22 protein-coding genes and 1 pseudogene are annotated in these 20,050 nt (G+C 58.2%); 22 read left to right on the top strand and 1 reads right to left on the bottom strand.

From position 1 onward, the window contains the following. Positions 1-2: 2 nt before the first annotated feature. The 4 genes from lonB to AZH53_RS07795 are packed head-to-tail and all read left to right on the top strand — an operon-like array spanning position 3 to position 4,947. Positions 3-2,036, top strand: coding sequence for an ATP-dependent protease LonB (lonB, locus tag AZH53_RS07810; RefSeq protein ID WP_319642951.1), 2,034 nt, complete (start codon positions 3-5; stop codon positions 2,034-2,036). Positions 2,037-2,040: 4 nt separating this feature from the next. Then, a complete protein-coding gene (locus AZH53_RS07805; protein ID WP_319643663.1) occupies positions 2,041-3,375 on the top strand; it encodes a TldD/PmbA family protein in 1,335 nt (444 codons plus the stop codon). Then, positions 3,372-4,688 (top strand): TldD/PmbA family protein, encoded by a 1,317-nt coding sequence (locus tag AZH53_RS07800; RefSeq protein WP_319642950.1) that lies wholly within the window; start codon positions 3,372-3,374, stop codon positions 4,686-4,688. The genes AZH53_RS07805 and AZH53_RS07800 overlap by 4 nt, the downstream gene beginning before the upstream one ends. A 4-nt stretch (positions 4,689-4,692) precedes the next feature. Beyond that, a complete protein-coding gene (locus AZH53_RS07795) occupies positions 4,693-4,947 on the top strand; it encodes a pro-sigmaK processing inhibitor BofA family protein (RefSeq protein ID WP_319642949.1) in 255 nt (84 codons plus the stop codon). Positions 4,948-5,100: 153 nt separating this feature from the next. Here the strand turns inward: AZH53_RS07795 and AZH53_RS07790 are convergent, their stop codons facing one another. Then, complete coding sequence (locus AZH53_RS07790; protein ID WP_319642948.1) at positions 5,101-6,213, bottom strand: aminotransferase class I/II-fold pyridoxal phosphate-dependent enzyme; 1,113 nt, start codon at positions 6,211-6,213, stop codon at positions 5,101-5,103. 127 nt (positions 6,214-6,340) lie between these two features. On the opposite strand from AZH53_RS07790, the gene AZH53_RS07785 reads away from it, so the two are divergent. The 18 genes and pseudogenes from AZH53_RS07785 (at position 6,341) to AZH53_RS07700 (ending at position 19,941) form a co-directional block, all read left to right on the top strand. Further along, on the top strand, positions 6,341-6,559 hold the full coding sequence (locus AZH53_RS07785) for an archaellin/type IV pilin N-terminal domain-containing protein (RefSeq protein ID WP_319642947.1): 219 nt from the start codon (positions 6,341-6,343) through the stop codon (positions 6,557-6,559). A gap of 6 nt (positions 6,560-6,565) precedes the next feature. Further along, positions 6,566-6,718 (top strand): hypothetical protein, encoded by a 153-nt coding sequence (locus tag AZH53_RS07780; RefSeq protein WP_319642946.1) that lies wholly within the window; start codon positions 6,566-6,568, stop codon positions 6,716-6,718. Next, entirely contained in the window at positions 6,715-7,161 is a 447-nt protein-coding gene (locus AZH53_RS07775) for a hypothetical protein (protein WP_319642945.1), read from the top strand. The genes AZH53_RS07780 and AZH53_RS07775 overlap by 4 nt, the downstream gene beginning before the upstream one ends. A gap of 375 nt (positions 7,162-7,536) precedes the next feature. Next, positions 7,537-7,860 carry an ATPase gene (locus tag AZH53_RS07770; RefSeq protein ID WP_319642944.1) on the top strand — a complete coding sequence of 108 codons (324 nt, stop codon included), beginning with the start codon at positions 7,537-7,539 and terminating at the stop codon, positions 7,858-7,860. Further along, positions 7,853-9,826, top strand: a complete 1,974-nt coding sequence (locus tag AZH53_RS07765) for a V-type ATP synthase subunit I (protein WP_319642943.1) — start codon at positions 7,853-7,855, stop codon at positions 9,824-9,826. The genes AZH53_RS07770 and AZH53_RS07765 overlap by 8 nt, the downstream gene beginning before the upstream one ends. Positions 9,827-9,829: 3 nt before the next feature. Beyond that, a complete protein-coding gene (locus tag AZH53_RS07760; protein WP_319642942.1) occupies positions 9,830-10,078 on the top strand; it encodes an ATPase in 249 nt (82 codons plus the stop codon). Positions 10,079-10,088: 10 nt separating this feature from the next. After that, positions 10,089-10,667, top strand: coding sequence for a V-type ATP synthase subunit E family protein (locus AZH53_RS07755; RefSeq protein ID WP_319642941.1), 579 nt, complete (start codon positions 10,089-10,091; stop codon positions 10,665-10,667). Positions 10,668-10,682: 15 nt separating this feature from the next. Continuing rightward, positions 10,683-11,744, top strand: coding sequence for a V-type ATP synthase subunit C (locus tag AZH53_RS07750; protein ID WP_319642940.1), 1,062 nt, complete (start codon positions 10,683-10,685; stop codon positions 11,742-11,744). Between the two features lies 1 nt (position 11,745). Then, positions 11,746-12,048, top strand: a complete 303-nt coding sequence (locus AZH53_RS07745) for a V-type ATP synthase subunit F (protein WP_319642939.1) — start codon at positions 11,746-11,748, stop codon at positions 12,046-12,048. Further along, positions 12,039-13,790 (top strand): ATP synthase subunit A, encoded by a 1,752-nt coding sequence (locus AZH53_RS07740; RefSeq protein ID WP_319642938.1) that lies wholly within the window; start codon positions 12,039-12,041, stop codon positions 13,788-13,790. The genes AZH53_RS07745 and AZH53_RS07740 overlap by 10 nt, the downstream gene beginning before the upstream one ends. Continuing rightward, complete coding sequence (locus tag AZH53_RS07735) at positions 13,790-15,172, top strand: V-type ATP synthase subunit B (protein WP_319642937.1); 1,383 nt, start codon at positions 13,790-13,792, stop codon at positions 15,170-15,172. Before AZH53_RS07740 ends, AZH53_RS07735 begins: the two co-directional genes overlap by 1 nt. Before the next feature lie 6 nt (positions 15,173-15,178). Continuing rightward, positions 15,179-15,808, top strand: coding sequence for a V-type ATP synthase subunit D (locus AZH53_RS07730; RefSeq protein ID WP_319642936.1), 630 nt, complete (start codon positions 15,179-15,181; stop codon positions 15,806-15,808). A gap of 54 nt (positions 15,809-15,862) precedes the next feature. Continuing rightward, a complete protein-coding gene (locus tag AZH53_RS07725; RefSeq protein WP_319642935.1) occupies positions 15,863-16,405 on the top strand; it encodes a hypothetical protein in 543 nt (180 codons plus the stop codon). 26 nt (positions 16,406-16,431) lie between these two features. Then, a pseudogene (locus AZH53_RS07720) lies at positions 16,432-16,667 on the top strand (V-type ATP synthase subunit D); the annotation flags it as partial. A 37-nt stretch (positions 16,668-16,704) separates the two neighbouring features. Beyond that, positions 16,705-16,977 (top strand): hypothetical protein, encoded by a 273-nt coding sequence (locus AZH53_RS07715; protein WP_319642934.1) that lies wholly within the window; start codon positions 16,705-16,707, stop codon positions 16,975-16,977. Between the two features lie 9 nt (positions 16,978-16,986). Next, entirely contained in the window at positions 16,987-17,964 is a 978-nt protein-coding gene (locus AZH53_RS07710) for an SDH family Clp fold serine proteinase (protein WP_319643662.1), read from the top strand. A gap of 359 nt (positions 17,965-18,323) precedes the next feature. Continuing rightward, positions 18,324-18,812, top strand: coding sequence for a flavodoxin family protein (locus tag AZH53_RS07705; RefSeq protein ID WP_319642933.1), 489 nt, complete (start codon positions 18,324-18,326; stop codon positions 18,810-18,812). Between the two features lie 481 nt (positions 18,813-19,293). Beyond that, on the top strand, positions 19,294-19,941 hold the full coding sequence (locus tag AZH53_RS07700) for a nucleotidyltransferase domain-containing protein (RefSeq protein ID WP_319642932.1): 648 nt from the start codon (positions 19,294-19,296) through the stop codon (positions 19,939-19,941). The last annotated feature ends 109 nt before the right edge of the window (positions 19,942-20,050 follow it).

Below are 20,050 nucleotides of genomic sequence, written 5' to 3'. Positions count from 1 at the left end.
ATATGATACCCGCAAAAGACGGGGTTCTGCAGGACGATGCCCCAACCGGCACCGATGCTGCCGCCGTACCGGAGGCACCCGCAGACGGCCCCGCACCGACCGACGGACCGGAGACGGACGGGGAGGTGGCAGCAGACGCTGCGGTTCCCGCCCCTGAAGAGGACGCTCCCCTCACCGAGGTGAAGAGCTCGTCCGACATCGAGGTCCCTGAACAGCTCATCGACCAGGTGATAGGGCAGGAGCACGCCGTCGAGGTGGTGCGAAAGGCCGCCATCCAGCGCCGCCACGTCCTCATGATAGGGACGCCCGGTACCGGCAAGTCGATGCTTGCAAAGGCGATGGCGGAACTCCTCCCCAAGGAGGAGATGCAGGACATCCTCATCTACCCCAACTCGGAGGACTCGAACACCCCCATCGTCCGGACCGTCCCCTCGGGACGGGGCAAGGAGATCGTCGGCGCCCACAAGGCCGAGGCCCGCAAGCGTGCCCAGACGAGAAGCACCCTCATCATGCTCCTCATCTTCGGCATCATGGGCTACGCCCTGATTGCCGGCCAGCTCCTCTTCGGCATCATCGCCTCCGCCTTCATCTTCATGGCGCTCCAGTACTCCCGCCCGAAGGACGAGGCGATGGTCCCGAAGCTCCTCGTCTCGACGAAGCCGGACTCCACCGCACCCTTCATCGACGCGACCGGGTCGCACGCAGGTGCGCTCCTCGGCGATGTCCGCCACGACCCGTTCCAGTCCGGCGGCCTCGAGACGCCCGCCCACGACCGTGTCGAGGCGGGGGCCATCCACAAGGCCCACAAGGGGGTCCTCTTCATCGACGAGATCAACACGCTCACCCCGCACTCCCAGCAGAGCCTTCTGACCGCCCTGCAGGAGGGGCAGTTTGCGATCACCGGCCAGTCCGAGCGCTCGTCCGGTGCGATGGTCCGGACCGAGGACGTCCCGTGCCGGTTCGTGATGATCGCGGCAGGAAACATGGACGCCATCCAGGGCATGCACCCGGCGCTCCGGTCCCGTATCCGCGGGTACGGCTACGAGGTCTACATGCAGGAGACGATGCCCGACACCCCGGAGAACCGGAACAAGTTCGTCCGCTTCATCGCACAGGAGATCAAAAACGACGGCAAGATTCCGCCGTTCGACCAGTCCGCCATCGCGGAGATGATCCTCGAGGCCCGGCGGCGGTCGAATCGCAAGGACCACCTCACCCTCAAGCTCCGTGACATGGGCGGTCTCATCCGTGTGGCGGGCGACATGGCCCGACAGGAAGGGGCGGAGATTGCGACATCCCGCCACGTGCTCGCCGCAAAGAGCATGGCCCGCTCCATCGAGGAGCAGGTCTCTGACGAGTACATCACCCGCAGCCGGGACTACGACCTCACGGTCGTCGACGGCTCCCTCGTAGGCAGGGTCAACGGGCTTGCGGTGATGGGCAGCGACTCCGGGTCGGTGCTTCCGATCATGGCCGAGGTGACCCCCACCCAGGGGGCGACCGGCAGCGTGATCGCGACCGGCCTCTTGAAGGAGATTGCACAGGAATCGATCAAGAACGTGAGCGCAATTATCAAGAAGTTCACCGGCAAGGACATCAAAAACATGGACGTCCACGTCCAGTTCATCGGGACCTACAGCGGCGTCGAGGGCGACTCCGCGTCGGTGACGGTCGCAACCGCGGTCATCAGCGCCATAGAAAACATCCCCGTCCGGCAGGACGTCGCGATGACCGGGTCGCTCTCGGTCCGGGGTGACGTCCTCCCCATCGGGGGGGTCACCTACAAGATCGAGGCCGCCGCAAAGGCGGGCATAAAAAAGGTCATCATCCCGCAGTCGAACCTCGACGACGTCGTCATCGAGGACCGGTATGCGAAGATGATCGAGATCATCCCCGTCACGAAGATCGAGGAGGTCCTCGAACACGCGCTCGTGCCCGAAAAGAAGGAAGACTTCCTTGCAAAAATCCGCGACCTCTCCAGCCGGCGACCCAAGTTATTTGGGGATACAGCCGAAATAGCACCGACAGGTGCTTGACTACATGGGGTTTGCAGAACCACGATATTACGATATCCGCGCCCTCGAAGGCTCCGGGACCCATATCGACATCGATAACGGGGTCATCGAGTCCGCGGGAACCGCTTTTTCCGACACCGCCGTCATCCGTGCCCTCGGCGAGAAGGGCTGGGGAACGGTGGTCGTCGACAACTTCTCCGCACTGGGAGATGCCGGCATCCGCCGCAAAGTGGACGAGGCGCTCACCCTCGCCCGTGCGACGGGCGAGGACGTCGCCCTTGCGGACGTGACCTCCTCCATCCTTCCGGTTCCCGGCGTCGCCGAGGACCCGAGAAACGTCTCTTTGGAGGAGAAGACCGAGATCCTCCTCGGCATCGAGCGGGCCGCCGCTCTTACGGGCATCGTCAACACGCGGACCCGCTACGTCGAGACCGCCGCCACGGTGCGGTTCGAAAACTCCGAAGGGGCATCCTACGCCTACGAGATCGTCCGCTCGGGCTACTCCATCCTCGCCGTCGCCGGCAGGGACGGGCAGATGCAGATGGGCCGGGAGAGCGAACACGGCATCACGGGCCTCAACATCCGCCACAAGGAGGCGAAGGGACGCGAGGCCGCCGAACGGGCCCTCTCGCTCCTCGACGCCCGGCCGGCAAAGGGTGGGAAGATGACCGCCATCCTCGACCCCGAACTCGGCGGCGTCTTCGCCCACGAGGCGATCGGGCACGCAAGCGAGGGTGACCTCGTCAAGGAGGGCGCCTCGGTCGTCAAGGACAAACGCGGGGTCGCCATCGCAAGCCCCGTCGTCAACGTGACCGACGATCCCACGATGCCCGAATTCGGGTTCATGCCGGTCGATGACGAGGGCACCGCCGTTCAGCGGACCCCCATCATCCGAAACGGCGTCCTCGAAAACTTCCTCCACGACCGGCAGACGCTTGCGGCCGTCGGCGGCGGCATCGCGGGCCACGCCCGTGCGCAGGGCGGTTCGCCCCCGGTCGTCCGGATGTCGAACACCTTCATCGAAAACGGCGATGCGACGCTGGAGGAGCTGCTGGAGGCGTGCGGCGACGGTATCCTTTTGAAGGGCTCCCGCGGCGGGCAGGTGGACCCGGGGAGAGGCGTCTTCCAGTTCAACGCGGAGTACGGCTACCTCGTCGAGGGCGGGGAGATGACCGCGATGGTCCGCGACGTCTCCCTCTCGGGCGACATCCTCACGACGCTCCACACCATCACGATGGTCGCAGGCGACCGGACGATGAGCCAGGGCTACTGCGGCAAGGCGGGCCAGAGCGTGCCGGTGAGCGACGGGTCGCCCCACATCCTCCTCGAAGACGCCGTCATCGGGGGTGGGCAGGCATGAGCCCAATCATCCCGCCGGAGATCGCCCCCTTCGAGTCCCTCATCGATGACATCCTCCGGGCGGGCGAGAAGATGGCCGACGAGGTGGAGGTCTCCCTCGAGGCGGGACGCTCGCTCTCCCTCGAGCTCAAACAGCGGGTCGTGGGGGAGGCATCCCTCGCAGAGGTCTGGGGCGTCGGCATCCGGGTGATCACGGATGGCCGGATCGGCTCCTCCTCGACGACGTCCCCCGGCCGCTGGGAGGCCTGCCTCGATGCCGCCGTCGCCAGCGCCCGCCTCGCCGACAAACAGGACTGGGGCGGACTTCCCGCACCGGCGCCCCTTTCGGCCTGCGACGAGCCGTGGGACCCGGCAGTCGTCCCCGACGTCGCGCTCGCAGGTGATCTCATCGAACGGACGCTCGCCGCGGCCGAGGGGGCAAAGGCCGTCGTCATCGGCGGGTCGGCCTCGCTTTCGACCGGGTCGGCGGCGATCGCAAACTCCCACGGCGTCTTCTACACCCACCGGGGAAGCCATGCCGGCGTCTCGCTCGAGATGATCAACGGCACCTCCACCGGCTACGAGTATGACAGCAAGGCCCGCCTCGCTGACCTCGACCCGGAGTTCGTCGGGGAGAAGGCGGCCTTCTATGCAGACTTCTGGGCGGGGGCGGGCGATGTGCCCTCGGGAGAGGCGGACGTGGTCTTTGCCCCGACGGCCCTTGCCTCCCTCCTCTCGGCGATCTTCTTCCCGGCCCTCTCGGGGAAGAATGTCCATGCGGGCCGCTCCCACTTTGCGGGCAGACTCGGCGAGGCCTGCCTCGATGCCGCCCTGCAGGTGACGGACGACCCCCTCCACGGCGATCACGCCACCCCGTGGGACGACGACGGCGTCGCAACCCGGCCGCTGGAGCTCGTCCGCGACGGGACGGTGGCGGCCTTTGCCTATGACCTGAAGACCGCCTACCGCTACGGGGCGGTGACGACGGGGAGTGCCGTCCGCGGCGGTGCGGGCGGGGCGCCGGGCATCGGGTTCCACAACCTGACGGTCGAGGGGCCGGCGGGCGGTGCGGACGAGGGTCGTGCCGTCGTCTGCCACGGCCTCATCGGGGCCCACACGGCAAATACGATCACGGGCGACTTCTCGGTGGAGCTCTCGAACGCCGCCTTCGTCGAGGACGGGGAGTATGCAACCCCCATCCGCTCGGCGATGCTCGGCGGAAATCTCTTCGCGATGCTCGCCGATATTGCCGGAACAGGCGAGGATACCCGTACCGTCGGGAGAATCGAGCTTCCGTCAGTAAGATTCAATAATCTGCATATCATTGGTAAGTAGTAGCATGATCGACACCATCATCACCGTCATCATCGCGATCCTCATCGCGGTGGTGATCTGGTTCTTCCTCAAAAACATCACCAATCTCCTCATCAACTCGGTGATAGGCATAGTGCTCCTGCTTGCCTTCAACTTCTTCAATATCCTCGGGATGGGCGATATCCCGCTCAGCATCGGCTCCGTCCTCGTCTGTGCCTTCGGCGGGCTGCCGGGATTCGTCCTCCTCGTCATCCTGAATGCGTTCGGGATCACCATCTGAACCCCACTTTTTTCCCGCTCTCACCGGCGGCGTATTTCCCGTATTCACTCTCGTGGGTCGTTGCATGCGATTCGGATGGCGATCGCCGTCGATGATGGAAAAAAAGGACACCGGACGGGTATGTCCGGTCAGGCGGACGGCTCTTCCATCCCCTTATCGCTCGTCCAGGAATGCCTCGAAGCGGGCAAGCGCTGCGGGCATGTCCGTCCTACCGTAGCCCACCCGGAAGTGGGCGTCGCCGAACTCGTAGACTGCCGAGGGGAGGAGGAGGACGCCCGCCGCCTCGATCGCCTCGCGGCAGAAGGCCTCCGCACCGCCCTCGCGGAGACGGACGAAGCCGGTGGAGGACGCCTTCGGGCGGCTCCAGGCGAAGAGGTCCGCATGGCGGGCGAAGAAGTCGTCGAGGAGGGCGAGGTTCTCCCGGACGATCGCCCGGTTGCGGGCCAGCAGGAGGTCGCGGTGTTCGAGGGCGACGGTCGCGAGGAACTCCGAGGGGGCGCTGTTGCAGATCGTCGTGTAGTCCTTGAAGGCGGCGAGGCGTGCGAGGAAGTCCCGGTCGCGGGCGGCTACCCAGCCGATCCGAAGGCCTGCAAGCCCGAACGCCTTGGACATCACCCCGAGGGAGATGCCCTTGTCGTAACAGTCGGCGACGGCGGGGAGGAGGTCGGCCGGGTCGTGTTCGAGGCCGCGATAGACCTCGTCCGAGAAGAGCCAGAGGTTGCTTTTGCGGGCGATATCGACGATGGCGTCCAGTTCCCCCGTGGTGAAGAGGTGGCCGGTCGGGTTGTGGGGGGAGTTGATGATGATCGCCTTCGTCTCCGGGCGGACGAGCGATGCGAGCTCCTCCGTATCGGCGACCCACTCCCCGGTCGCATCCGACATCTCCCAGAACGTGATGTCGCATCCGAGGGCCCATGCGACGGCGTAGAGCGACTGGTAGGCGGGGAACTGGACGATCACGTGGTCGCCCGGCCGGAGGAGGACGTTCATGCAGGCGAAGATCCCCTCCTGCGCCCCGGTGAAGACGAGGAGGTCCTCCGGGGTGACGGTCTCGTAGAGGGCGGCCACCGCCCGGCGCAGGCGAAGGCTGCCCGGGGCCTCGGTGTACCCGAGCCAGACATCGCCGAACTCCTCCGGCGACACGGAGCAGAGGGCGAGGAGGGCCCTTGCCGTCATCGCCTCGCAGTCGGAGGTGCAGAGGAGATGGGGGGCGGAAAATTCGTGCTGTGCAAGGTAACGCTCCAAAAGAAAGTCATCGGGCTGCATGGTTCATCATTAGTATGAGTGTGATGCCGGTTATCCCTTATGCCGGGGCGGGGGCCTTTTTTGCGACCCCCGGTTTTAATGCCTGACGGGCGCTACCTCTATGCATCAGGCAGAGGTGAGGTGGCGGATGCGAAATCTGTGGGGAGAACGGCGAAGCAGGTCTGACCGGGAGGAAGGGCTCTCGGGTATCGAGGCCGCAATCCTCCTCATCGTGGGGGTCGTCGTCGCATCGTTTCTCTCCTTTGCCGTCCTCTCGATGAGTTACGACACCTCGGAGACCGCCGGGGGTGTGCCGGGACAGATGCCATTCATTTATACCTCTTCAGGTGCTACCACCCTTTGGTGAGAAACCATGTGTTCCGTCGGCGGACCAATGGATGTTGAACTCAACGAACGCGTCAAGGGAAAGAAGTACCGATGTAACGACTGCGGATCTGTCTTCGAGGCGATCGGACGGCACCCCGTCTGCCCCTCCTGCCAGTCGGAGAATGTAACCGAGATATGAACATCCCCCTCGAATCCGGGCTCCTGCTCATACGGGGGACCTCCTCCTTTTTTCTGATCGGACGGGCGATGGAACGGTTCGCCCTCCCCATCGAAACCACCGATGCCGAGGTATTCCAGGGCGTACGGGAAGGGGATCTTATCGTCGTCTCCGCCCCCGAAGGTGGTGACGTCGAACAGGCACGGATGCTTCTCGAACTGGTGCGGACCTACCATGCTCCGCTGGTGGTGCTCCCGAAGGATCATCCCGGCACCCGACGCCTGCGGATGGTCGTCTCGGCGGGCCCCGTCATCCGCCCCCACAGCACCATCGTACGGGGGACGCATCCCGAACAGGACGTGATCTGCTCCTCGCCCGAGTTCGACGGCGTCGTCCTCCGGTCGGCCGGGGACGGGGTTGCGGTCGAGGGACTTGTCAGCCACGCACAGATCATCTCTCTGTGACCGGCGGCAGACGCCCGGCATGCGGGAACGGGAGCGGTTGTTCGTTTCCGTTTCCGGCCACAGCCGGGTGCCGGGAGGCATACTTTTTTGCCGGACTGGAAATGCTTCTTTTTCAGGAGAGCGGGTACGGTGTCCGGCATATGTCGCATTCGGGGGAGAATCAGGGGAAAAGCGTCATTTCCCTGAGTGTCAAATACGTGCAAATCGTATCTGTTTTGGAAAAATACCGATATATTGTATTTGGTTTACCCTGCCGATCCGGATCACGCATCCCCTTCGGCAACCGACGAAATATTACGCTCCGTGCCGGAAATAAGAAGAGTTAATACCGATCCTCTTCATGAGTTATTGTATTGCCGTGAGAAGGAGGACTGGATGAAGACTGAGGTCTTAAAGAGCATCAAACAGACTGAAGAAGAACGGCGTACCATGATCGCCGCGGCATACGATGCGAAGGCAAAGATGATTGCCGACGCCCGTGTGGAAGCAGAGAACATGGTGGCCAAAGAAACAGAAGGTGCGAAAGAGTACAAAGCCAAGCGGATTGCGGATGCCGAGGCGATTGCGGCACAGAAGAGTGCCGAAACCCGTGAAGAGGGCAAACGCCAGGCAGAAGCTGTCAGAGCAGCATCAAACAAAAACCTTGACAAAGCGGTTGCACTGCTCGTTGACCAGTTCAAGGTGAAGCTCAATGTTTAAAACACAGACAATGAGCCGGCTGCTGATTGCAGCGTCCAAAGATCAGCTTGACACTATCGTACGTGAGCTATACCGCCACAATCTCTTCCATATCGAAGATTTTGTGGAATCAGATGAGGAAGGGTATGAAGGGTGCAAGATCGGCATGCCACTTCCCGGTGCAGGCGATGTATCGAGTGATCTCATCAGGATCCGTTCCATTGAGAACACCTTCGGTGTCTCCGCAGCTGAGGTCGAAACCGCCGTCCGGTCGGGGTCGAAGGAACTGACACGCAAGATCGAGTCAGAACTTCCCGCGATCGAGAAGGAGGCAATGGCGCTCATCGAGGAGAAGAACTCGCTTGAGAACACCGTACGGGAATACGAGGCAAAGATTGCCGAGCTGAAGCCGTTTACCGGCTATCCGGGCAATCTTGCGGACCTGAAGGGATTTGACTACTTCGTCGTCCTTGCAGGGTACGTTCCGGCCCATGTCGGAATTGCCGTCCCGAACGAGACGTTCTACACCACTGTCGACAAGACACAATTTCTGATCACTGTCGTCCCGCTGGAAAACGCCGAGGAGGCTGAACGTTCGCTTCTCGATGCCGGATTCCAGGCCGTTGCCATCCCCGATGAAGAGGGTATGGCACAGTCGCGGATCGACTGGTATACTCAGGAGATCTCCCGCCTCAACACTGACATTGAGGGGGTCAAAGGGCGGATTTCCGCTCAGAAAGAAAAACACGCAGCGTTTCTGGTGGCATGCGATGAGCTGCTCACGGCAGAAGTGGAGCGCAAGGAAGCACCGCTTCGATTCGCCACCACTGAAGAGACGTTCGTGGCAGAGGGCTGGGTGCCCGTCGACAAGAAAGACGCGCTCATCTCTGACATTACGTCGGCAACCGACGGAAAGGTGTACATTACCGAAATCGAGTACGATCCCGTCGAGGATGCGGTACCGGTGCAGTACAACAACCCCGATTTCTCCAAGCCGACAGAACTCTTAATCGACATTTATTCCCGTCCCCAGTACACGGAATTTGATCCCACGCTACTGGTGGCAATCGTCTTTCCCATCTTCTTTGGATTTATCCTCGGAGATGTGGGATACGGTCTGATTCTTCTCGCCCTGAGTTTCTATCTTCGAAAGATGCTCAAGGGAGAGGCAGGTCAGCAACTCCTTGACGTGCTGAGAAACGCGTCAGTGTCGAGTATCATCTTTGGTGTGATATTCAGCGAATTCCTCGGATTCGCGTTGCCGTGGGACCCCATCGGTATCAACCGGCACCTGAATATCGGCAGCCATGCAAGCGGCCACGGGCCGGATGCAGTCCTGATGCTCGTCCTTACCGCATGGATAGGAATCCTGCACATCACGCTCGGGCGTTCGCTTCACATCTACAACGCGATGAAGATGCACCACCCCGGCAAGCACCGCAACAAGGTCGTCTTCGGCCAGGCGGGATGGATTCTTACGATGTGGGGTATTCTCTTCGTTCTCTGGTCAATGTTTGCAATACCGCTCATGCCGGACCTGTCCGGACTTGCGCCGGTTGCAGCAGGATTCAATGTCTTTGGCATTCTCGGCGCACTGTTGATCGTCGTCGGTGTCATCGGTGTCGGCCAGGAGAATGCACTCGAGCTCATGGAGCTCCCTACCATCATCAGTCACGTGCTCTCCTATGCACGTCTTGCAGCGGTCGGTCTTTCGTCTGTTGCAATCGCGATGGTGACCAACTACATTGCAATCGAGCTCATCATCGACCCGCAGCTGGAAAGCCTGTCGATCGTCGGTGTCGTGCTCATCATCGTGGGAATCTTCGTGTTCCTGCTCGGCCACACGCTCAACACCGCTCTGGGTGTTCTGGGTGGCGGATTACATTCCATTCGTTTACACTATGTCGAATTCTTCACCAAATTCTACCAGGGTGGAGGCAAAAAATACCAGCCGTTTGGTAAAAAACGAAAATTTACGGAGGATTAGATTATGGCAGTAGAAGTTATGACAGTTGAAGTTGCAGAGGCAACCGCAGTCGGATTTAAAGCAATTGGTGCCGGCCTTGCCGTCGGTCTCGCCGGTATGGGTACCGGTCTCGCACAGCTCGGTATCGGTGGCGCCGCCGTCGGTGCAACCGCAGAGAACAAGGATATGTTCGGTCTCGCACTGCTGTTTACTGTGATTCCCGAGACAGTCGTCATCTTTGGTCTTGTTGTCGCACTCCTGCTCTTATTCTGAGGAACTGACAATGGCACTGGATGCTGTAGTCAGTGAGATCAGGAACAAGGGCATTAAAGAGGCAGAGGCTGTCAAAGCCGAAGGCAAAGCCGAAGCAGACGTAATCCTTGCCGAGGCACAGGAGACCGTCATCGCCATCAAGACCGCAGCGGAGGAGGAGGCAAACCGCCAGGCTGACTATATCGTCAACCAGGAGGTCGCCGCCGCAAACCTTGCGGTCAAGCGCGAAGTCCTCAATGCACAGAAGGCCGTCCTCGACGAGGTCTATGCAGAGGTCGTCGCCGCCATCGCGGCGCTTCCGGCAGACTTCCACAAGAAGGCGGTCCGCGAACTGTGCAAGGCCGCGGCAAAAGAGCTTGGCGAAGGCGTCTTCTACTGCAACGAGCGTGACGTCCCGGCTCTCGAGGATGCACTCTCGAGCCTCAAGACCCTCTCCGGGTTCTCACTGGCAGGAACAAAGGATATCTCCGGCGGCATCATCGCTGAGAGCGGTGACGGGACACTGCAGCTCGACTTCAGTTACCCGACATTCATCGCCGAGGTCTGGGAAACCGGCCTGAAGGATGCATCCGAGGTCCTCTTCGGGTAGGGGGATGGGAGTCAGATGACATCGGTGAGTACAACCGGCCCGGCTCCTTACATCTACGCGAGCACGCGCATGCGTGTGCGCAAATCAAAGCTCCTGGCCCGGGAGGACTACATGAGGCTCCTCAATATGAGCCTTCCCGAGATTACCCGTTTCATCGAGGAGACGGAGTACAAGGCGGAGATCGACGAACTCGCCTCTGCCTTCTCGGGTATCGACCTCATTGAGGTTGGCCTCTCGTGGAATCTTGCAAACGAGTACCAGCGGGTGCTCGGCATCCTCCCCGGAGTGATGAAGAACTTTACCCGGAGCTACCTCAGTCACTGGGACATCTTCAATGTCCTGACAATCCTCAGGGGGAAATCCCAAGGTGTGAAGACGGGAAAGATCAAGGAGATCCTCATCCCGGCAGGCACCCTTGATGTTGCGACCCTGGACCGCCTCCTCGCAGAGGACTCTCCCGAGCGTATCGTCGAAAACCTTGCGGTATGGAAACTCCACCCGGTGCTCGAACGCGAGTTCGCGGCGGCACAGGAGTCCGGAAGCTATGCCGACATGGAAAATGAGCTCTATAAGGCATTTTACCGATACGTGCTCAAACAGACGACCTCGGGGGTCAAAGGCGGCAAACCGTTCCGCGACTACCTCAAGCTCGAAATCGACCTGACCAACATCAAGACGGTCATCCGCCTCTACCAGGGCGGCGTCCGCGAAGATGTGCGGGATCTCATGATCGGTGGCGGCAGCTTCTCGATCGATGAGCTGGCACGCCTCGCGGGGTCGGAGAGCATCGAGGAGATCATGGACGGCGTCAAGAAGTACTATCCCTCCGGTCCGGTCGCAGACCTGCTGGAGGAACGGGGCGGCGAAGGCTTCGCCCTCCATGAGATGGAGAATGCCCTGACGCAGGTAATGCTCGAACAGATGGACAGAATCTCGAAACGCTACCCGTTCTCGATCTGCTCGACGATGGTGTACCTCAAGCGCAAGCGCTACGAGGTGGCAAACCTTCGGGCACTCGCACGCGGGAAGGAATCCGGTCTCTCCGGGGAGCAGATTCAGGGATACCTGGTGATGTGATATGGAGATAGCAGTTATCGGAAACAGTGACTTTATCCTCGGGTTCCGGCTCGCGGGGGTCGAAATGACCATCGCGGCGGATTCCGACGAAAAACTTGCAGAAGCGGTCACCGGGGTCCTGGACGACAGTTCTGTCGGGATACTTGTGTTAAAAGGAAGCGATATGGAACGCCTCCCTGAGCGGATCAGAACGACGCTCTCAGAATCGGTCCAGCCGACGGTCATCACCATCGGCGGCGAAGAGGGCGGCGTCTCGATGCGCGAGAAGATCAAAAGAGCAGTGGGTGTTGATCTGTGGAAGTGAAAGGAGAATCTAAAGGAATACTTAAGCGCATCTCCGGTCCGGTTGTAACAGCAGTCGGCCTCGATGCACACATGTATGATGTGGTGCAGGTCGGAGACGAGCAGCTTATGGGTGAGGTCATCAGGATTGAGGGCGAGAAAACCATCATCCAGGTGTACGAGAACACCTCCGGCATCAGACCGGGCGAACCCGTCTCGAACACCGGCCTCTCCCTTGCTGTCGAACTCGGTCCCGGCCTTCTCACCAGTATCTATGATGGTATCCAGCGCCCGCTCGAGGTGCTCGTCGACAAGATGGGCAACTTCATCGAGCGTGGTGTCTCGGCACCGGGGCTGTCCCACGAGACGAAGTGGGACTTCAAGCCGCTCGTCAAAGCAGGCGATGCGGTGGCACCCGGCGCCATCATAGGTGAGGTACAGGAAACGAACATTGTCACCAAGATCATGGTGCCCCCGAACTTCAAGGGCGGCGTGGTCAAGGAGATCAAGTCCGGCGCATTCACCGTCGACGAGGTCGTCTGTACCCTCGACTCCGGTGAAGACGTGAAGATGATGCAGGTCTGGCCGGTCCGTGTTCCGCGGCCCGTGACCGAGAAGAAGAACCCCGACATCCCCCTCGTCACCGGTCAGCGTATCCTTGACGGTCTCTTCCCGGTGGCAAAGGGCGGAACGGCAGCCATTCCGGGTCCGTTCGGCAGTGGCAAGACGGTTACCCAGCAGGCGCTTGCAAAGTGGTCCGATGCACAGATCGTGGTCTACATCGGCTGCGGTGAGCGCGGCAACGAGATGACCGAGGTTCTGACCGAGTTCCCCGAGCTCGAGGACCCGAAGTCCGGCAAGCCGCTCATGGAGCGTACCGTTCTTATCGCAAACACCTCCAACATGCCGGTCGCGGCACGTGAGGCAAGTGTGTACACCGGTATTACGATCGCCGAGTACTTCCGTGACATGGGCTACGACGTCTCGCTGATGGCGGACTCGACGTCCCGCTGGGCAGAGGCAATGCGTGAAATCTCCTCGCGTCTCGAAGAGATGCCCGGTGAAGAGGGATACCCTGCATATCTTGCAGCCCGTCTCTCCGAGTTCTACGAGCGTGCCGGCCGTGTCGATACCCTCGCAGGCGACTCGGGGTCCGTTACCGTTATCGGTGCGGTCTCCCCGCCCGGTGGTGACTTCTCCGAGCCGGTTACGCAGAACACGCTGCGTATCGTCAAGTGCTTCTGGGCACTGGACGCCAAGCTCTCGCAGCGCCGCCACTTCCCGGCCATCAACTGGCTCAACTCGTACTCGCTCTACCTGGACACCCTGTCCAAGTGGTACGACGAGAACGTCTCCCCCGAGTGGAACGGTCTGCGTACCTGGGCAATGGAAGTCCTCCAGAAGGAAGCCGAACTCCAGGAGATCGTGCAGCTCGTCGGTTCCGACGCACTGCCCGACGAGGAGCAGGTGACCATCGAGGTCGCCCGTATGCTTCGTGAGATCTTCCTCCAGCAGAACGCGTTCGACCCCGTCGATACCTACTGTTCGATGGAGAAGCAGTACGACATCATGCTCTCGATCAAGCTCTACGCCGACCTCGCCTACGCCGCACTGAAGGCAGGCGTCACGCCGGCAAAGATCGTGACCATCACCGCCAAGAACGATCTCCCGCAGATCAAGTTCACGCAGGACTACAAGGCCGACATCGCTGCAATCAACAAGGCGATGGAAGCTGAATTTGCGAAACTCAGGGAGGCGCTCTGATGAAAGAATACCGAACAATCAACCAGATCGCAGGTCCGCTCGTCTTCGTCGAGAAGACCGAGCCCGTCGGATACGAGGAACTGGTGAACATTGTCCAGGCAGACGGCACCGTCAAGCGCGGTCAGGTGCTCGACACCTCCGATGAGATCGTGGTCGTTCAGGTCTTCGAGTCCACCGCCGGTATCGGCCGTGACTCGGGTGTCCGCTTCACCGGCGAGACGATCAAGATGCCGGTGTCCAAGGACATGCTCGGCCGTATCCTCTCCGGCGGCGGTAAGCCCAAGGACGGCGGTCCCGAGATCGTCGCCGAGAAGCGCCTGGACATCGGCGGTGCGGCTATCAACCCGTACGCACGCCAGTCCCCTGCGGACTTCATCCAGACCGGTATCTCGACGATCGACGCAACGAACACCCTCGTCCGTGGACAGAAGCTCCCGATCTTCTCGGGGTCCGGTCTGCCCCACAACGAGATCGCACTCCAGATCGCCCGCCAGGCCAAGGTGCCCGGCTCGACCGAGGAGTTTGCGGTGGTGTTCGCGGCAATGGGTATCACCAAGGAAGAAGAGAACCAGTTCATGGCCGACTTCGAGCGCACGGGTGCTCTCGAACACGCCGTGGTGTTCCTGAACCTGGCAGACGACCCGGCCGTCGAGCGTATCATCACCCCGCGTCTTGCACTTACGACCGCGGAGTACCTGGCATTCGAGCTCGGGTACCACGTGCTCGTTATCCTCACCGATATGACCAACTACTGTGAGGCGCTTCGCCAGATCGGTGCGGCCCGTGAGGAAGTGCCCGGACGTCGTGGATATCCGGGATACATGTACACCGATCTTGCATCGCTCTACGAGCGTGCAGGCCTCATCAAGGGCGAGAAGGGGTCCGTGACCCAGCTCTCCATCCTGACGATGCCCGGTGACGATATCACTCACCCGATCCCCGACCTGTCCGGATACATTACGGAAGGCCAGATCGTGGTCAACCGTGAACTGCACCGCAAGGGTATCTACCCGCCGATCAACGTTCTTCCGTCCCTCTCACGGCTGATGAACGCGGGTATCGGTGAAGGCAAGACCCGTGAGGACCACAAGAAGGTCTCCGACCAGATGTACGCAGGCTATGCGGAAGGAAACGATCTCCGCGGTCTCGTGGCCATCGTCGGAAAAGACGCACTCTCCGAGCGTGATCAGCTCCTGCTCGAGTTCGCCGACCACTTCGAGAACCGCTTCGTCAGGCAGGGCCACGACGAGGACCGGTCCATCGAGGACTCGCTCGATCTCGGTTGGGAACTGCTGTCGACGCTGCCCGAGGAGCTCCTCGTGCGTATCGACCGTGACCTCATCCGCAAGTACCACCCGAAGTACCGCTCGAAGGAGGCATAGACGCCCATGGCGCTGAAAGATGTGAAGCCGACCCGCTCGGAGCTGATCAACCTGAAAAAGAGGATCAAGCTCTCCGAACGCGGCTACAACATTCTGAAAATGAAGCGCGACGGGCTGATCCTTGAGTTCTTCAAGGTGCTCGAGGAGGCAAAGGGCAGCCGGGACGCGATTGGCGACAAGTACGCCCGCGCCCAGGCGATGATCGCCCTTGCCAACACGGTGGAGGGTGCCATCGGCGTGAAGGCGGCCGCAATGTCGGTCCGCGAGAAGCCCGAGCTCACCCTGAAGCAGAAGAACATCATGGGCGTCGTGGTCCCCGAGATCGAGGCGACGAAAGTGAAGAAGGACCTTGCCGAGCGTGGCTATGGCGTGCTCGGCACCACCGCGGTCATTGATGAGACCGCGGCTGCCTTCGAGGAACTGGTCGACGAGATCATCCGGGCAGCAGAAATTGAGACGACGATGAAGAGGCTCCTCGACGAGATCGAGAGCACGAAGCGCCGTGTCAACGCCCTGGAGTTCAAGGTCATCCCCGAACTCAAGGAGGCCTCCGCCTTCATCAAAATGCGGCTTGACGAAATGGAACGGGACGAACTCGTCCGCCTTAAGAAGATTAAGGCGAAGAGTAACGCCTGATTCCTTTTTTTTTATTTAGCAAGGTTTATCGAAGGGTGGGTATTTCATTCTTCAATGACTCACAGAAAATTATTGCTTCTCGTTCTGTCGTTTTTTGTTCTTGGAATTGTCGTTTCAACGAGTTGTGGGTGTAGTGAAACGAGTTCGACGCCAATTCAGAATGAAAATTTAGAATTTGGCCCTCCAGGTATGGAAATAGCAGGGGATGTGTATGGACTGGATGGCAACAATGACGGCACGATATCGACAATTCGCTTCAATGTGTTGATGAATTCGGAAGGACAGTCGATTGATTTCCGTACTGTGGATGTCGAATTTGCTACCGTACATTCGTATGGGACTCTCAGCAAATCATCGCCGCTGCTGGTCTCATCAGACTCAATGATATCTTCAGGAGAATGGGCAATACTCAATTCGACCTCGTCTGCGGATTATTCTCTCACGTCGGGGGAGGTATTTACCATATTTGCAAAACCGTCCAGTCCCCTCGATGCAAATACGCAGTTCAATCTTTTTCTGGAGCCATCGGAAGACTATCGGGTGGCACTCATACGAACAACTCCTCCAACAATTGACAGTGTGAATCTTCTCAGTTAATTCTAACTACAATTTTTTGTTGTTCAACCGCGGCCGCCTTCGGGGAACTGGTCGACGAGATCATCCGGGCCGCCGAGATTGAGACGACGATGAAGCGGCTCCTCGACGAGATCGAGAGCACGAAGCGCCGTGTCAATGCCCTGGAGTTCAAGGTCATCCCCGAACGCGGGGGAGGCCTTTGCTTTCATCAAAATGCGATCACTCAAAATGGGGGGGTGAACTTGTCCGCCTTAAGGAAATTAAGGCGAAGATTTCTTCCTGAATTCTTTTTTTAGAATTTCAGAGATTTCCTTTGACTGATGGTACGGGTAATTAATATCATCGCACAATTATATTTAATTGTATTTTTGTCAAAGGATTTATATCAGATTATGTATAACCTTATCGATGTTAGGGGTTTAGACATGTCGCTCAATCATGAAGAATTAATACAAAAAGGCTTAGCGCAACCTGGAATTAAAGAAATCATGGACATTTTTAAAGAATCGAGTGATATTATTGAATCAGGTCAGACGGATTTGGATCATGTATATTCCTCATTGGTGATTATTTCAAGCAATAATTCTTCGTGAGTGGTAGCGATGCCTTCTTGGAGCGAAATACTGGGTCAATTAAACAGTCAGAAGGAAGAACAAGATGGAAAAGTAATCATTCCTTATGATGGCGTAAGAAGATCATATTTAAAGGAATTATCTGATTATACCGGTAGAAACACAATTTTATACGCAACAAAATGGACTCAACCATCTCCAAATGCTGACCCTGCAAATATTAGCATAAATGAAGAAGATATTCAGGGGTTAATGGCAGTTATTCATGGCCTTGAAAGCAGAGGTTTGGATATAATTCTACACAGCCCAGGTGGTTCTGCTGAGGCTACAGCTGCAATGGTTTCATATTTACGGTCCAAATTCAATGACATTAGAGTTATCATTCCTCATGCTGCTATGTCTGCTGCTACTATGCTAGCTTGTGCTTCAAATAAAATCATGATGGGAAAGCATTCATTTCTAGGTCCAACCGATCCCCAAATGATATTGTTTTCAAATGGGAATTCTAGAGCAGTACCTGCTCAAGCCCTAATGGACGAGTTTGAAAAAGCAAAAACAGAATGTGCTGATCCCTCCAAATTATCCGCTTGGTTACCAATTCTCCAGCAGTATGCACCGGGTATCCTTATTCAATGCGAGGAACACTTAGATTTATCAAAAAAGCTTGTTTGCAGCTGGCTCTCAGAATATATGTTTTCTGAAATCCCCGATAGGCCCGAGGCAATACAAAAGGCTCAGAATGTGGCCAATAATTTATCTGATCATACCAAATTTAAAAGTCATTCTTATCACATAGACAGGAATGAAGCAGAAGAAATTGGTTTAATTATTGAATATTTGGAATCAGATCAGAGATTACAGGATTTGGTTTTATCCATATATCACTCGACAACACATACGTTCTCTGGAACGACAGCAGTAAAAATTATTGAAAATCAAAATGGACGGTCATTTGTTAAGCAAGTAGGGATTAAACCCATCAAAATTGCTCCGAATCCTGCTGAATGAGTTGTTGATATAATATATACATTTTTAGAATAATGCTCGAAAATTATAGAATCATCTTGGCCCAAATACTAAATGCGGTTAATTAAATATTGGATTTTGTATTTAAATCTGATCGATCTCTATGCAACTTTATCAGTGCCATGCCTTTTTCATAGGGTTTCGTACTCTCTCGTGGTAATCCCGTATAATTCTCGAGATTAATTAAACCTCATCTCGAAATTGTCCTGAGGAAGCATTATTTCCCACCAAACCGATACCCGATCAGTATCTTCATCGTACTGACCTCTAACCCTATCAGTTGGATAAGTCCCACCAAGAAGATCCTATATGCGGTGCGTCCCACAGAGAGGAGAGAAAAAATGACCATAACCACCATCTACTATTCCTACTCCGGCGTCACCCGCGGGGTGGCGGAGAAGGTCCATGCCGCCTGCGGCGGCGAGCTCGTCGAGGTCCGGCCCGTTGCGCCGTATTCGCAGCTGTCCGTGTTCCTGTCGGGGGCCAGGCGGGCCCGGAAGGGGAGGGCTGACGTGATCGAGCCTGCAACTATTGATGTCGCGGGGTCGGACGTGATCGTGCTGGGGACGCCGGTCTGGGCCTCGCACCCGGCGCCGCCCGTGAACGCCGCCGTGCAGGCGCTTGCCGGGTGCAGCGGGAAGACCGCGATTCTCTTTGCGACCTGCGTCGGGCAGGCGAGGGATACGCTCCCGATTCTTGCTCGGGCGCTTTCGGCAAAGCAGGTGCGGGTCGCAGGCGAATTCGTCTTCACCAAGAGTAATGTCTCCGACCCGGCGTGGATCGATGCCCTCGTTGCGGCGGTCAGGGCCGCCGACGGGAGCACCTGCTAAATCCCCGCCGTCCCCGGCCGGGAGATGCCCTGCGGAGGAGGGTGACCTCTGCAGGGGCATATTGCCGGGAAGGTCAGCCATTGTATGGTGGTGACGGCCCCTGTTCGTTGTCGAAATAGGGCCGATTTGGGCGTATTTTGGCCGATTTTCGGGTGTATTTCCGGCGCTCAAAAAAGAACCATTCTTATCCCATCTCATGGGAAACGGGCGGTTTTCCAAGGGGTATACCTGCCCGGTACAGGCGGGTGATTTCCCGAGGTGCCAGTGGTCGGGGGCGGGTGTGATCCGCCCGCATTTCGCGTCTGTGTCGATCGGATATATGGCGTTTTTTCAGCAAAAATTGGCATATTTAAGCGTTTCTTATGCGGCCCGCCCGTTTCGAGCCCCCAGTAGTGGACGCTGGAATCATTCGTCTCACCAAACAATCATTTATTCTATCGAATAACTATTTATCTTATCAAACGATAGTTCACTACATCGAATGATATCTGAATTCAGCATCTTTGTCGGCAACCGGGTACTTGCCTGGCTGCTGTCGCATCCCTCGTCTGCACCGGGGATCAATGAACTGGGCCGGGAGGTCGGCGTCTCACCTGCCAGTGCGAAGCAGTATGTGGATATTCTCCTGCGGGACGGCATTGTCCGGAAACAAAAGGCCGGCACCGCCCACCTCATCTCCCTCAATAACGAATATGTGCTCGTCAGGGAGATGAAACGGACCCTCCTCGTTGCCCGCCTGCTGGAGGCCGGAGTGGCAGAGGGCATTGGTGAGCATGATGAAACCGATACAATGACCGAGACCGGCATGATCGACGTGTCCGGTGTATCAGAATGCCCGCATCAGTATCCGTCCTCACGCGGCATTGCGCCGGGGTGCACCTCATTGGCTCTCTATGGGAGCGGAGCCCGTGGGACGTATGATGAACAGAGCGACATTGATCTTCTGGTGATCGGCGAGGAATCGTGCGTGCGCTACGATGCAGTGCAGGCCATTGAAGAGGAACTCGGTTTTGAACTGCAGGTGACCGCCATCCCCTACTATCGCTGGGAACCGATGAAGGAATCGGGGGACGCCTTTGCACGAAGTGTCATGCGGGATCATATCCTGCTTGCGGGTGTGAGCCTCTGATGAAATGGAATGGTGGGGTGGAAAGATCTCAGAATCTGCTCCGGGCACAATGATCCCGATATCATAAAATATCGAGCCCGACCTGCCCTGTATCACCTTCACTCTTCTT

Origin of the sequence: Methanovulcanius yangii (genome assembly GCF_018687785.1) — an archaeon.
GTDB lineage: Archaea > Halobacteriota > Methanomicrobia > Methanomicrobiales > Methanomicrobiaceae > Methanovulcanius > Methanovulcanius yangii.
Note: the sequence above shows the minus strand (reverse complement) of the source record. Positions and strands in the feature narration are given on the sequence as shown.